The sequence below is a fragment of the Pseudomonas sp. Marseille-QA0892 genome (assembly GCF_054950135.1).
Genome location: NZ_CM143104.1, coordinates 2,836,535 through 2,850,591 on the forward strand (window position 1 = coordinate 2,836,535; position 14,057 = coordinate 2,850,591).

Genomic DNA, 14,057 nt, shown 5'->3' on the forward strand with positions numbered 1-14,057 from the left:
TCTGCATCTGGCCTGCACACTAGGCTGCTGCGAGTGACGTCTCTTGACCTGCATCAAGCCGGCGGCCGAGCGCAACGGGCACCCTGTACCGCGTCTACCTCCAAAGAGGTAGCCGACTCCCGCCCATAAAACTTCTACAAATCAATGGTTTAAATGAATATCACTGCCCCGCGTCAGGCCTCGCCCGAAAAGCCGACTCTTTGGAGGTAGTGGCGTTATGAAGCGCTGGTACGAGGGTTCTCTGCTGGTCCGCGCCGGGCTCGCGGTCAGTATCATCACCCTGCTGGCCCTGGTGAGCGCGGTCACGGGTGTACTCATCGCATGGCTGAGCGCTGGCGAGGCCGCCGCGATCAACGCGGCAGGATCATTGCGCATGCAAACCTATCGCTTGAGCTGGCAGCTCGACCGGGAGGCGGCGCCGGATCATATCCAGGCCATGAAAGACAGGTTCGAGCAACGGCTGCTGGGGCCCGAACTCACCGCGGTGCTGGACGATGAAGACAACAGGCTCGATCAGGCCTATCGTGCACTTGTCGATCGCTGGACAACACAACTCGCGCCCGCGCTGGCCTCCCAGGATGCGGCGACCTTTCTGGGCAACGCCGACGATTTCGTCACACAGCTGGACGAATTCGTACTCCAGCTCCAGCAACGCAGCGAACGAAAACGGGCCTGGCAACAGATGGTCCAGGGCACCACGCTTGTGATCACAATCGTCGTGCTTCTGGTAGGCCTGCATCAGCTGCGCTACGGCGTGCTCATGCCCATGCGTGAGCTGCTGCGTAGCCTGACAAGGTTCCGCGAAGGCGACTTGACGACACGCGTCACGCATCGCTCGCCGGACGAGCTGGGGCACGTCGCAGGGGGCTTCAACGCAATGGCCGACGCCATCGAGGAATCGCACCGCACGCTCGAGCAGCGTGTCGCGCAAGAGACCGAGCGCCTTTCCCGTGCGAATGCGGCGCTACAACTGCTGTACCGCAGCAGCCGGCATATCGCGACGCAGCCCGCTACAGCGGAGTCGATCGAAGCCATGCTCGACAACTTTCAGCGCAGCCTGTCTGGCTTGGCTTTGACACTGTGCCTGCATGGCGACGGCGCCGCGTCCACCGATACATCGATTGCAATCCAGGGGCGCAAACGGCGGACCTGCCCGCCAGATGCCTGCGAATCCTGCCCGACCCACGCCAGGCGACAGGTCGTCTGCCAGGTCTCCAGCCAGCAGCACGCCATGGGCGAACTCGCAGCCCGTTTCGATGATGGTCACGTGCCCGAGTCCTGGGAAACCGAGCTCATCCAGGCGTTGGCGGACCTCATCGGTACGGCATTGTCGCTTGAACGTCGCCGCTTGCAGGAGCATCAACTCGTACTCTTCGAGGAACGCGCCATCATCGCCCGCGAGCTTCACGATTCGCTGGCGCAGGCGCTTTCGTACATGAAGCTGCAGGTCAGCCGCCTGCAAACCCTGATGCGCCGCGGCGCAAATGCCGAGACGCTGCAGCCGGTCACTGACGAAATCCGAGATGGCCTCAACGATGCCTATCGGCAGCTGCGCGAACTGCTTGTCACCTTCCGCCTGAAGATCCGAGAGGGTGGTTTCCATCAGGCCCTCGCCGAAACGATCGACGAGTTCGCACGCCGTGCCGACTTCACGCTTGATACCCGCATTCGCCCCTTTGCGTTCTCGCTCTCGGCGGCCGAAGAAATCCACGTACTGCAGATTGCGCGCGAAGCCCTCTCGAACTGTGTGCGGCACGCCGGCGCCTCAACGGTTCGGGTGAGCCTTCAACCGACCGAGTCCGGGCTCGAACTGGTGATCGAAGACGACGGTGCAGGCCTCCCGCCGGCCATCGACGCGCAACATCATCACGGCCTGTCCATCATGCGCGAACGCGCCCGCAACCTGGACGGCAACCTCGCTATCGAGCCCTCCACTCCAAGGGGTACACGTGTACGGCTGACGTTCAGGCCACGCTTTCTGGCCGCTCATGAATCCTCGCCCGATAGCACGACGCCTTTCACCCAGCTCTCACAGGAGCCACGATGACCGACACCCTGCACACCCTCCTGCTCGTCGATGACCATCCACTCATGCGTCGCGGCATCCGTCAGCTGCTCGAACTGGAGGAAGGCATCACCGTATGTGGGGAAGCAAGCGACGGTGAGCATGCCCTTGCCTGTGTTGCCGAACTGGATCCTGATCTGGTGCTGCTGGACAACAACATGGCCCACCTCAACGGTATCGAGACGCTGAAGCGGCTTCGCCAACAGGGCTACCTGGGCAAGGTGTTGATGTTCACCGTGTCGGACGCCGAAGAAGACGTCCGTGATGCGCTGCGAAACGGTGCCGATGGCTACCTGCTCAAGGACATGGAACCCGAGCGACTCGTCAGCGAGGTCCAGGCGGCCCTGGCTGGGGAAATGGTGATCAGCCCGTCACTGGCGAAGGTATTGGCGCAGGGCCTGCGAACCACTGGCGGCGCCGGCCCGGGGACGCCTTCTGCGGCCGACCTCACCGAACGTGAGCGTCAGGTGCTGAAAATGGTGGTGAATGGCCTGAGCAACAAACTGATCGGAGACCGCCTCGGCATCACCGAAGGCACCGTGAAAGTCCACATGAAGAACCTGCTGCAAAAGCTGAATCTGCGCTCACGGGTAGAAGCCGCCGTCTGGGCGCTCGAACACCTGAACTGACGCGTTGCTCAGCGCCCAAATGAATACAGCAGCCACACGAGCACCACGAGGTTGCCGCACAGGGAAAGCGCGGCAATGGCCTGCCAGGTCTTGAGCGGCTCACGCTGCATCAGCGGCCGCGGCCCGGCAAGGGCTCGACGCTCACCTTTTTCCAGTTCGAGCAGCGCCTCTTCTGCCGTTTCGAAGCGGCGCGCCGGCTCTACTTCGATACAGCGGCAAAGCCAGGCATCCAGCCACGGTGGCGCATCGGCGCGGTGACGCAGGCAACTCGACGGCGGACCGAAGTGCGGGCGCTGGAAGGGCTCCAGCTCCCCATAGGGGTAATGCCCGGTAAGCAGGCGATACAGGGTGATGCCGACAGCGAACAGGTCATGGCCCGCAGTCGGCGGTTCGCCTCGATACCGCTCCGGCGCGATATAGGTCGGCGTCCCCGCCAAGCCGTCGTCAGTCTGTGAAAGGCCTGGGCAATAGACGAGCCCGAAGTCCAGCAACCGCAGCTCACCGTCATGACCGCGGTGGAGGTTTTCCGGTTTGATGTCGCGATGCACGAGATTGCGCCGGTGAAGCTGACCGACCGCCTTCAGCAGCCGGGTGGCGCAGTCGAACCACTCCGATAGCCCCAGGGGGCCCTCTTCGGCCAACTGCTCCGCCAAGGTTCGACCCTCATATTCACGTTGCACGTAGTAGAGGTAGCTGGAATGCCCGGCGGCGGGCGTCTGCGCGAATGCGCGCCCGGAAACGCGGCGCAGAAACCAGGCTTCCATCGATAACGCCTGCATCGCATCCAGATCATCGGCCCGTGACGCGGGCAGGGTTTTCAACAGCCAGCGCTGACCATGTGCGTCGGTGACCCGGTAGCGTAGCGATTGGCGGGATTCGCCCAGAGCCTCAAGGACCTGCCAGCCATCGATGCTCTGGCCGGCATGCAGCTGCGGTGGCAAGGGCAGCACGTCGGCTGCGGCCCAGGGATCATCGGGTACGGCCTCGATACGCAGGACGATCGCGCTCGCATTGTCCTGGCTGCCGGCGACCCCGGCCGCGTCGACCAATAGTCTTGCCTTCGACGTCAGATCCGTTTCGCTCGCCATGACGTCCGCGATTACGGCTTCGTCCAGCACCGCCCAGACGCCGTCACTGAGGAGGACGAAGCCCTCCCCCTCAATGAGGGTTTCTTCCTGATAATCCACCACCAGATGCGCTTCCAGCCCCATGGCACGTGTCAATACGTGCTCCATGCCAGGCTGCCGCCAGACGTGGTCTTGTGTGAGCTGCTGCAATCCGTCCGGCCCCCAGCGATAGGCCCGACAATCGCCCACGTGGGCGACGGTCAAACGCCTTCCCCGAAGGACCAGTGTCGTAAGCGTCGTGAGCAGGCCGCCCTCGGCGGAGTGTCCGCGCAGCCAGCGATTCTGGGCGCCGAGCAGCCGCTCCAGCGACTGGGAGACCGTCCAGGTCTCTGGCGTGGCGTAATAGTCGGTCGCCACCGACTGGACGGTCGCATGCGCAGCCAGCCGGCCATCGGCGCAGCCGCTGACACCATCGGCAACGGCGAAAAGCAGGCCCTTCGTCGCAACCAGCCCGTCTGCCGGAATCACAACTCGGATTGCATCCTGATTTTCGCTGCGCGGCCCTGCGCACGTGGCTTCGCCGTAGCTCACCCGGAGGTGGCGACTCGGCTTCGCCTCGCTAGCAGACGTCTGGGACGTCCCCTCGTCCAGTGCCTGTGCACGCATCAAACGCGGGCTGCTGTGACCGCGGCGCTACCCCAGGTGGTCCGCCACCGGCGCTTGACCCCAACGAGGCCGAACCAGGCCAGTACGCACATCGCCGCGAACATCCACAGCCCGAATTGATAGTCACCCGTCGCCTGCTTGACCGCACCGAGCCCCGCCGTGAGGGCGAAACCACCGACACCGCCGGCCATGCCGATGAGGCCCGTCATCACACCGATTTCCTTGCGAAACCGCTGCGGCACGAGTTGGAACACCGAACCGTTGCCTGCGCCCAGGCAGAGCATCGCTACCACAAACAAGGCCAGCGCTGCGATCGCGCTCGGCAGGTTGAAGCCGACCATGGCGATGCAGATCGCCGCCACCATGTACATCGCCAGCAGTGCCTTGATCCCGCCGATGCGGTCCGCCAGCGCGCCGCCGAGCGGCCGCATGAGGCTCCCGCCGAACACGCACGCGGCCGTGTAATAGCCCGCCTTCACCGGGTCGAGTGCGTACTGGTCATGAAAATAGCCTGGCAACGTGCTGGCCAGCCCCAGGAAACCGCCAAAGGTCACGCTGTAGAAGAACATGAACCACCACGCATCCTTGTCACCCAAGGCCCGGGCGTAGTCCTTTGCGGTCTTCGGCGCGGGACGCTGAGGGGCATTCTTCGCACAGGTCACGAAGATCACCAAGGTCAGCAACAACGGGATCAAGGCGAAGCCGAACACGTTGCTCCAGCCGAACGCGGCGGCCAACAGCGGTGCCAGCAACGCGGCGAACACGGTACCGGAGTTGCCCGCGCCGGCGATGCCCATCGCCTTGCCCTGGTGTTCGGCCGGATACCACTGCGATGCCATGGGCAACGCCACCGCGAACGAGGCACCGGCGAAGCCGAGGAACACACCGAGCAGCAGCGTTTGCTCATAGGTATGCACACCGTTTATCCAAGCCACGGTCAACGCTGCGATAACCAATACCTGGCCGACGATTCCCGCCGACTTGGGCGAGTAGCGATCGGCGAAATAGCCCAGCACCAGCCGGAACACGGCGCCTGCCAGGATGGGCGTGGCGACCATGAAGCCACGCTGCTGGGTCGTCAGCCCCAGATCGGTCGCGATCTGCACCGCCATCGGGCCCAGCAGGTACCAGACCATGAAGCTCAAGTCGAAATACAGAAACGCCGCGAATAACGTCGGGGCATGGCCGGCTTTCCAGAAACTCGTATTCATTGCATCACCTCGATCCGTGGGTAATCGAAACCTGATCAGCCGAATGCCACTTCCACCTGGCCGTCCACCAACCGTGCGGGCCAGACCTGCAGGCGCTGGGCGGGGTCTTCCAGGCAGCTGCCATCACGCAGGCGGAAATGCTGTTTGTAGAGGGGTGCTGCGACCATCAGGTCGCCAAGCAGATGGCCGATCAGTCCGCGGCCGATGATGTTGGCGCCGGAACGCGGATCACGGTTCTCCAGGGCGAACACAGGCTGGTCGGCGTTGCGTGGCAGATAGAAGAGCGCGACCTGCACACCATCGATGCGGGCGACCACGCCGGAGTTGGCAACGAGGTCTTCGCGACGGCAAACGGACTGCCATGCCAGGGGTTCGGGCTTACGGGCGAGCATGTTCATCAGACGGCCTCCTCGGCGACGGGTACGAGCTTGAGTTCGTGTGCATTCGCCGGGCGGCGCTGTCCGCGCTCGCTGACGAAATGGATGTCAGGGTCACTGCCCTTGTCGTTGACGAAGGTCCGGAAGCGCTTGAGCTTCTCCGGGTCCTTCAAGGCATTGGCCCACTCGCACTCGTAGCGATCCACCACGAGTTGCATCTGGGCTTCCAGTTCAGCGCCAATCCCGAGGCTGTCGTCGACGACCACGGCCTTGAGGTAGTCCAGCCCGCCCTCGAGCGATTCGCGCCATACCGAGGTGCGCTGCAATTTGTCTGCCGTACGGATGTAAAACATCAGGACGCGATCGATGTACCGGATAAGCGTGGCGTCATCGAGATCGGTCGCGAACAGCTCGGCGTGCCGCGGCCGCATGCCGCCATTGCCACAGACATAGAGGTTCCAGCCGCTCTCCGTCGCGATAACGCCGATGTCCTTGCTCTGCGCCTCGGCGCACTCGCGGGTGCAGCCACTGACCGCGAACTTCAATTTGTGCGGTGCACGCAGGCCCTTGTAGCGATCCTCGATATGCAGCGCCATGGCCACGCTGTCCTGAACGCCGTAGCGGCACCAGGTGCTGCCGACACAGGACTTCACCGTGCGGGTCGACTTGCCGTACGCATGCCCTGTTTCGAAGCCTGCATCAATGAGCTCCGCCCAGATATCGGGCAATTCGTGCAACTGCGCACCAAACAGATCGATCCGCTGGCCGCCGGTGATCTTGGTATACAGGTCATATTTCTTGGCGACGGCACCGATGGCGATGAGCTTGTCGGGCGTGATCTCACCGCCCGGAATGCGCGGGACCACCGAGTACGTCCCGTTTTTCTGCATGTTGGCCATGAACGTGTCGTTGGTGTCCTGCAGCGGGACCAGCGATGGCTCCATGATCGGGCGGTTCCAGCACGATGCCAGGATCGATCCCACCACCGGCTTGCAGATATCGCAGCCCACATGGCCGTTGCCGTGCTTGGCCAGCAGTTCGTCGAACGTTTCGATGCCTTCGACGCGTACCAGGTGATACAGCGCCTGGCGGGTATGGGCGAAGTGTTCGCACAGACTCTTGTCGACTTCGACGCCACGCGCCGTCAGCTCATGCTCGAAGACCTGCTTGAGCAATGCCGAACAGCCGCCGCAGCCTGTCCCGGCCTTGGTGCAGGATTTGATGCCAGCCAGGTCGCTGCAGCCCTTGTCGATCGCCGAGCAAATGGAGGCCTTGGTGACGTTGTGGCACGAGCAGATGGTTGCCGTCGCCGGTAGCGCGTCCACACCGAGCGCGGGGGCGGCCTCACTGCGCGGGAGAATCAGGCTCGCCGGGTCGGTCGGGAGGGCAATGCCGTTCTGTACGTATTGCAGCAGCGTGTCGTAGTAGCTGTTGTCCCCCACCAGTACGGCGCCCAACGCGGTCTTGCCGTCCGCGGCAACCACTAGGCGGCGATAGCTCGCCGTGGCTTCGTCGATGAAGCGATAACTGCGTGCACCGGGCGTCGTGGCGTGCGCATCACCGATCGAACCGACGTCAACTCCGAGCAACTTGAGTTTGGTGGACATGTCCGCACCGGTGAACGGTTCGGCGGCCTGACCACACAAGCGCGCTGCCACGCTGCGCGCCATTTGATAACCCGGCGCGACGAGGCCGAAGACGCTGCCATTCCAGACCGCACACTCGCCGATCGCGAAGACATGCGGGTCGCTGGCTTGGCAGCTGTTGTCGATAACGATCCCGCCGCGCGCGCCCACTTCAAGCCCTGCCTGGCGTGCCAGCGCGTCTTGAGGCCGAATACCCGCCGAGAAGACGATCAGGTCCGTCTCGAGAAACTCATCGCCGGCAAAATTCATGCGGTAGCGGTATTCGCTGCCTTCGCTGATCGATGACGTTGCCTTAGACAGATGCACGCTCACGCCGAGGGCCTCGATCTGCGCCTTGAGCGCAAGGCCGCCATGATCATCCAGCTGAACCGGCATCAGGCGCGGCGCAAATTCCACTACATGCGCTTCGAGTCCAAGTGACTTCAGGGCATTAGCGGCCTCCAGCCCGAGCAGCCCGCCACCCACCACAACGCCGCGTCGCGCGCCCCTGGCCGCAGCGCGGATCTGGTCCAGATCATCCAGTGTCCGGTAGACCAGACGCGCATTCCCGGTAGCCCCGTCGATGGGCGGCACGAACGGATAGGAGCCCGTCGCCAATACCAGCTCGTCGTAGCCCATGACCCCATTCGCGGTGGTGACCGTCCGCGCGGCAAGGTCGATCCCGTCTACCGGGGTAGCGAGGTGCAGGTGCACATTTGCCGTGCGGTAAAGCGCAACATCGCCCATGGCCAGCGACTCGGCATCCCGCCCACCGAAATACTCGGAGAGGTGGACGCGGTCGTACGCACGCAGGGGTTCTTCGCCGAACACATGGATCTGGAAGCGAAGATGCGCGCCGTAGGCCACGAGTTGCTCAACGCAGTGGTGCCCGACCATGCCATTACCCACCACGACAAGGGTGGGCAGTGCATTGGGAGTGGCGAGGTGATGAGTCATGGGAACCTCGGCTTAGCCATTCTCGGTTTTTCAAAAGCAAAAAAAGGCGCCCGGACCGTTTGCGGTCCAGGCGCCTTTGCCTGTTCTGTCTTAGCGATGTGGTTAGCCGGCGTCGCAGTGGATCCGGCTACGCCAACGGCTTTGCACCCGCCGTGCCAGAACCCGGAATAACCGGATTCGATTGGCTACAGCCCGCGCGATCCGTCGCGTCCGAAAGGCACTCATCCACAGCTCGTTAGCACAGCAGCCCCCGATGCAAGGCTTCCAAACCGTGCATGGGCCCGCTTGGCTGCACCAAAGCCGATCAAATTTGATCCTTCAGATGCATTCCGTCCCACATGTGATTGCGCGCTCAAGCAGGCGCCGGTCGTGGCTGAAAGGGACCGAGGCCTAAAGCGAACACGGCTGGCACAGCCTTTGCGAGGACGTTGAGGCAGCGATTCCCAATGGATCGCCCCGTACGACAAAGGCGCCGTCCCACATCCGTTTAACAACGGAACGTGGCTGGCGCCTTTTTTGTGGGCGCAAATCCGGAGTTACGGCGGCCAGCCTGCCGTGTTGAACCCGCCATCACGTTTGGAAGATCGGTATGACGAGAACGGTGAACAGCGTATGTCCCTACTGCGGTGTCGGTTGCGGCATTGTCATGACGGTCAAGGACGGGCGCGTCATCAAGGTCGAAGGTGACAAGGGGCATCCCGGCAACCGGGGCCGGCTGTGTACCAAGGGCAGCAGCTGCCACCAACCCATTGCCCACGAGGGCCGCCTCGACCGGGCCTACCTACGTCGTGACCGCCACACGGACCCGACACCGCTGGCGCTGGATCAGGCCATCACTGAAACGGCCGCACGACTTCGCGGCATCATTGACACCCACGGGCCCGATGCGGTCGCGCTCTACGTGTCAGGCCAGATGTCACTGGAGGCGCAGTACCTGGCCAACAAACTGGCAAAAGGCTTCATTGGCACCAACCAGATCGAATCCAATTCCCGGTTGTGTATGGCCAGCGCGGGTACGGGCTACAAGCTGTCGCTGGGCAGCGACGCCCCGCCCGGCTCGTACGATGATTTCGACAAGGCGGACCTGTTCCTGGTCAGCGGCGCAAACATGGCGGACTGTCACCCCATCCTCTATCTGCGAATTATGGACCGGGTGAAAGCGGGCGCCCGGCTGATCGTTGTCGATCCGCGCCGAACCGCGACCGCCGAGAAGGCTGATCTCTATTTGCCCATTCGGCCGGGCACCGATCTGGCCCTGCTCAATGGCCTTCTCTATTTGCTGCATGCGAACGGGCACTGTGATGCGGATTTCATCGCGCAACACACGGAAGGCTGGGCGGAAATGCCGGATTTTCTGGCGGACTACACTCCGGCCAGAGTCGCAGCGATAACTGGCATCAGTGAGGCGGACCTGAACCAGGCAGCGGTATGGATCGGCGAAGCCGGTGACTGGATGAGCTGTTGGACCATGGGCCTCAACCAAAGCACGCATGGCACCTGGAACACCAATGCGCTGTGCAACCTTCATCTGGCAACCGGGGCCATCTGCCGGCCAGGCAGCGGGCCGTTCTCGCTGACCGGCCAGCCCAACGCAATGGGTGGACGCGACATGGGCTACATGGGGCCGGGGCTTCCGGGCCAACGCTCGGTGCTCAGCAGCGTCGATCGCGAATTCGTGGAGGGCATGTGGGGCGTCGCGCCAGGCACATTGCACACACGCGTCGGCGGCGGCACGGTCGCCCTGTTTGAAGACATGCGCGCCGGGCGGATCAAAGCCTGCTGGATCATCTGCACCAACCCGGTCGCAAGCGTGCCAAACCGCGAGACCGTGATCGAAGCGCTCCAGCGCGCCGAGCTGGTGATTGCCCAGGATGCGTACCTGGATACCGAAACCAACCGCTACGCCGACATCCTGCTGCCCGCCGCACTGTGGGCCGAAGCCGATGGCGTGATGATCAACTCCGAGCGCAACGTCGCCCTGACACCGCAAGCGGTCGACGCACCTGGCGAGGCCTTGGCGGACTGGCAGCTGATTGCCCGAGTCGCCAAGGCCATGGGCTTTCCCGGCTTCGACCATGCATCCGCTGCTGACGTCTTCGACGAGATCCGGGGCTTCTGGAACCCAGGGACGGGCTACGACATGCGCGGCATCAGCCACGCCCGGCTCCGTAATGGCCCGGTGCAGTGGCCATGCGGCCCTAAGGACACGGCCGACCGCCACCCCATTCGCTACCTGGCGGACAGCACAAGCCAGATCGTGCGGCTGTATGGACAAGGCGATGCGCCGCGTATCGTCTTCGCCACATCGAGCGGCAAGGCGCAGTTTTTCGCGCGGCCCCATATCGATCCGAACGAGCTGCCCGATGCGGACTTCCCTTTCATACTCAATACCGGGCGCCTGCAGCACCAGTGGCATACCCTCACCAAGACCGGCAAGGTCGGCACGCTCAATGCGCTCAACCCGCACCCCTTCATCGAGGTACATCCCACCGATGCGGGCGCTCTTCGTGTCGCCTCCGGCGACCATTTGGAAATCCGCTCGCGCCGCGGGCGCGCCGTGCTGCCGGTGCAGATCAGTGACCGCGTGCAGCCGGGCAACGCCTTCGCCCCGTTTCACTGGAACGACCTGTATGGCGAGAACCTGGCCATCAATGCACTCACCAGCGACGCGGTGGACCCCCTGTCGTTCCAGCCGGAACTCAAGGTCTGTGCGGTCAGCCTGACGCGCATCGAGTTGCTCGAACATCAGTTCCTGCCGGTGCGGGCGAGCCGTGACGCTCAAAAACCGTATCGCGCACCGTTGCGAGTCCTCGCGGATACATTGGGCATCGACATGGATGCGAGACCTGCGCTGAGCGAAACCGAGCGCACCTGGATGGCCGGCTTCATCGAGGGCGCAGGCTCCCGTGCAGAACGCCCCATCCCGAATCTGCCGGCGTCTGCACCTATGGCTGCCCGGACACGCCTGTGGCTCGACGGGCTGTTGGCTGGCCTGTATGCCGAGGCCGTGCCCATCGTGGAGGTCCAGTCCGACGCTACGCTGCTTTGGGCGTCGCAGACCGGCACGGCCGAAGCCCTGGCGCGACGCGTGGCGGACAGGCTTAGGGCAGCTGGCCTGTCGATCGACCTGCACTGCATGGCAGACGTGTCGATCGATACGCTGGCGGCCTGTAAAACGCTGATCCTGGTCAGCAGCACCTTTGGCGATGGTGATGCGCCGGATAACGGGCAGGCCTTTTGGGACGCCCTTCAGGCGACCGAGATCCGCCTCGAAGGCCTGCGCTTTGCCGTACTGGCCCTGGGCGATAGCAGTTACGACCGGTTCTGCCAGCATGGCCGCGCCCTGGAAACCGCTCTGTTGGATCGTGGCGCAACGGCCCTGCTGCCCTGCGAATGCTCCGACGCGGACCATGACGGTACGGAGCAGGCCTGGTCCGCACGCCTCCTTCCGCTGCTGTCCGACAAGCCGCCGATTGCTGACACAGCTGCCCCCGCCCATGACGCCACCGCAGCGAGCCGGGATCGGCCCGTCGCGTCCCGACTCATTCACAACCTGCGCCTCAACCGGCATGGCTCAGGGAAAGACACCCGTGCACTCGCATTGAGCCTCGAAGGGACAGACCTGACCTACGAGGCAGGCGACGCGCTTGGCGTCTGGCCGCGCAACTGTCCGTCGTTGGTCGAAGAGGTATTGCGAGGCGCCCATTTGACCGGTGACGAACTCGTCAACGTACCCAAAGGGGGCGACCTTCCGCTGCGGGAGGCGCTGAGCGAACACCTTGAAATCACCCGGCCGACGCTCGATACGCTCAGGCTTATCGCGCAATACAGCGGCGACGATGCCCTGCAGGCCCGGCTCGCTGACGGTGTCGGCCTGAAGGAATGGCGATGGGGCCGCCAACTGGCGGATGTGCTGCAGGCACATCCCGCCCGACTCGATGCAGCCATGCTCGTTTCCACCCTGAAGCGCATGCAGCCGCGCCTCTACTCCATCTCCTCGAGCGCCAAGGCCCATCCCGGCGAGGTGCACCTGACCGTTTCATCCGTGCGCTACGGCCGCCGTAAAGGCGTCGCATCGACGTTTCTGGCCGATCGCGCCGAAGGCGTCGATGTTCCGATCTTCGTCCAGAGAACACGGGACTTCCGGCCGCCGAAGGGGGATGTTCCGGTCATCATGATCGGCCCCGGCACCGGCGTTGCGCCCTTCCGCGCGTTTCTTCAAGAGCGGCGAGCGCGTGGGGACACCGGCCAGAACTGGCTGTTCTTCGGCGAACAGCATGCCGCGACCGACTTCTACTACCGCGACGAGCTGCAGGCACTGCATGCCGACGGATTCCTTACGAACCTCAGTCTCGCGTTCTCGCGGGACCAGCCGTACAAGGTGTACGTCCAGGACCGCATTCGCGAGCAGGGCGAAACGCTCTGGCGCTGGCTGGATGCTGGCGCTCACCTTTATGTATGCGGCGATGCCACTCGCATGGCGAAGGATGTGGACGCGGCCCTGCGTGACGTCATCACCACTCATGGCGGCCTGAGCGAAACGCTTGCCGCCGATTTCATGCGCACGCTCGCGCAAGACAAACGCTATGTACGGGACGTGTACTGATATGAAGACACCTATGGCTGAAGTGCTCTCCTTGCCTGCGAAGGTCTGGCTGATCGGTGCAGGGCCAGGCGATCCGGAATTGCTGACCCTCAAGGCTGTTCGCGCACTCAACGAGGCACAGGTCGTGCTCATCGACGATCTCGTCAACCCTGCCGTACTGGACCACTGCCCCCAGGCGCGCGTGGTGAAAGTGGGCAAGCGCGGCGGCTGCCGGTCGACGCCGCAGGCATTCATTCATCAGCTGATGCTGCGTTACGCCCGGCAGGGCAAGGTCGTCGCGCGGCTCAAAGGTGGCGACCCATGCATCTTCGGTCGTGGCGGCGAAGAGGCCGAGTGGCTGGCAAAGCATGGCGTCGCGTGCGAAATCGTCAATGGCATCACGGCGGGGCTGGCCGGTGCGACCGCTTGCGGAATCTCCCTCACCCTGCGTGGCATCGCCCGAGGCGTAACGCTGGTTACCGCCCACACACAGGATGACAGCGCACCGGATTGGGCCGCGCTGGCGCGAAGCGGCACCACTTTGGTGGTTTACATGGGCGTCTCAACGCTGGAAACAACGTGCCAGGGCTTGCTCGCGGGCGGGCTCTGCCCTACCACGCCGGTGGCCATGATCGAAAATGCATCGCTGCCTCACCAGCGTCACCAGACCACTACCCTCGCCCACTTGCGCGAAGACGCCGCGGCGTTCGGCTTGCAAAGCCCGGCCGTGCTGGTGATAGGTGAGGTCGTCGGCCATGCGCTGCCGCTGCCTGACACATTGCCGTCAGCACGCCGGGCCTCCTGACGTCCTCGCTGTAGATCTCCCATGGACCGCAAATTGCACCTGCGATCTGTTCAATGGCTGGGGTTGTTAG

The 14,057-nt window shown here is 63.7% G+C and carries 8 protein-coding genes; 4 read left to right on the top strand and 4 right to left on the bottom strand.

Going from position 1 to position 14,057, the window contains the following annotated elements:
* Window positions 1–217: 217 nt before the first annotated feature.
* Both ACY8D3_RS13205 and narL read left to right on the top strand, forming a co-directional pair.
* A complete protein-coding gene (locus ACY8D3_RS13205) occupies window positions 218–2,047 on the top strand; it encodes an ATP-binding protein (protein ID WP_462379225.1) in 1,830 nt (609 codons plus the stop codon).
* A complete protein-coding gene (narL, locus tag ACY8D3_RS13210) occupies window positions 2,044–2,694 on the top strand; it encodes a two-component system response regulator NarL (RefSeq protein WP_462379226.1) in 651 nt (216 codons plus the stop codon). The genes ACY8D3_RS13205 and narL overlap by 4 nt, the downstream gene beginning before the upstream one ends.
* An 8-nt stretch (window positions 2,695–2,702) precedes the next feature.
* On the opposite strand, the gene ACY8D3_RS13215 is transcribed toward narL, so the two are convergent.
* The 4 genes from ACY8D3_RS13215 to nirB are packed head-to-tail and all read right to left on the bottom strand — an operon-like array spanning window position 2,703 to window position 8,597.
* Window positions 2,703–4,427, bottom strand: a complete 1,725-nt coding sequence (locus ACY8D3_RS13215) for a protein kinase domain-containing protein (protein WP_462379228.1) — start codon at window positions 4,425–4,427, stop codon at window positions 2,703–2,705.
* The gene (locus ACY8D3_RS13220) at window positions 4,427–5,638 is read right to left on the bottom strand and encodes a NarK family nitrate/nitrite MFS transporter (protein ID WP_462379229.1); all 1,212 of its coding nucleotides are present in this window, start codon (window positions 5,636–5,638) and stop codon (window positions 4,427–4,429) included. Before ACY8D3_RS13220 ends, ACY8D3_RS13215 begins: the two co-directional genes overlap by 1 nt.
* Window positions 5,639–5,673: 35 nt before the next feature.
* Window positions 5,674–6,036, bottom strand: a complete 363-nt coding sequence (gene nirD / locus ACY8D3_RS13225) for a nitrite reductase small subunit NirD (RefSeq protein ID WP_462379230.1) — start codon at window positions 6,034–6,036, stop codon at window positions 5,674–5,676.
* Window positions 6,036–8,597: a nitrite reductase large subunit NirB gene (gene nirB / locus ACY8D3_RS13230; protein WP_462379231.1), complete on the bottom strand. Its 2,562-nt coding sequence runs from the start codon at window positions 8,595–8,597 to the stop codon at window positions 6,036–6,038. Before nirB ends, nirD begins: the two co-directional genes overlap by 1 nt.
* A gap of 589 nt (window positions 8,598–9,186) precedes the next feature.
* On the opposite strand from nirB, the gene ACY8D3_RS13235 reads away from it, so the two are divergent.
* Together ACY8D3_RS13235 and cobA are read left to right on the top strand one after the other, a co-directional pair.
* On the top strand, window positions 9,187–13,203 hold the full coding sequence (locus ACY8D3_RS13235; protein ID WP_462379232.1) for a molybdopterin-dependent oxidoreductase: 4,017 nt from the start codon (window positions 9,187–9,189) through the stop codon (window positions 13,201–13,203).
* A gap of 31 nt (window positions 13,204–13,234) precedes the next feature.
* Window positions 13,235–13,987 (top strand): uroporphyrinogen-III C-methyltransferase, encoded by a 753-nt coding sequence (gene cobA, locus ACY8D3_RS13240; RefSeq protein ID WP_462384377.1) that lies wholly within the window; start codon window positions 13,235–13,237, stop codon window positions 13,985–13,987.
* The last annotated feature ends 70 nt before the right edge of the window (window positions 13,988–14,057 follow it).

Coding starts and splice junctions, on each gene's coding strand:
- ACY8D3_RS13205 (WP_462379225.1), top strand. CDS start 218: ATGAAGCGCTGGTACGAGGGTTCTCTGCTGGTCCGCGCCGGGCTCGCG.
- narL (WP_462379226.1), top strand. CDS start 2,044: ATGACCGACACCCTGCACACCCTCCTGCTCGTCGATGACCATCCACTC.
- ACY8D3_RS13215 (WP_462379228.1), bottom strand. CDS start 4,427: ATGCGTGCACAGGCACTGGACGAGGGGACGTCCCAGACGTCTGCTAGC.
- ACY8D3_RS13220 (WP_462379229.1), bottom strand. CDS start 5,638: ATGAATACGAGTTTCTGGAAAGCCGGCCATGCCCCGACGTTATTCGCG.
- nirD (WP_462379230.1), bottom strand. CDS start 6,036: ATGAACATGCTCGCCCGTAAGCCCGAACCCCTGGCATGGCAGTCCGTT.
- nirB (WP_462379231.1), bottom strand. CDS start 8,597: ATGACTCATCACCTCGCCACTCCCAATGCACTGCCCACCCTTGTCGTG.
- ACY8D3_RS13235 (WP_462379232.1), top strand. CDS start 9,187: ATGACGAGAACGGTGAACAGCGTATGTCCCTACTGCGGTGTCGGTTGC.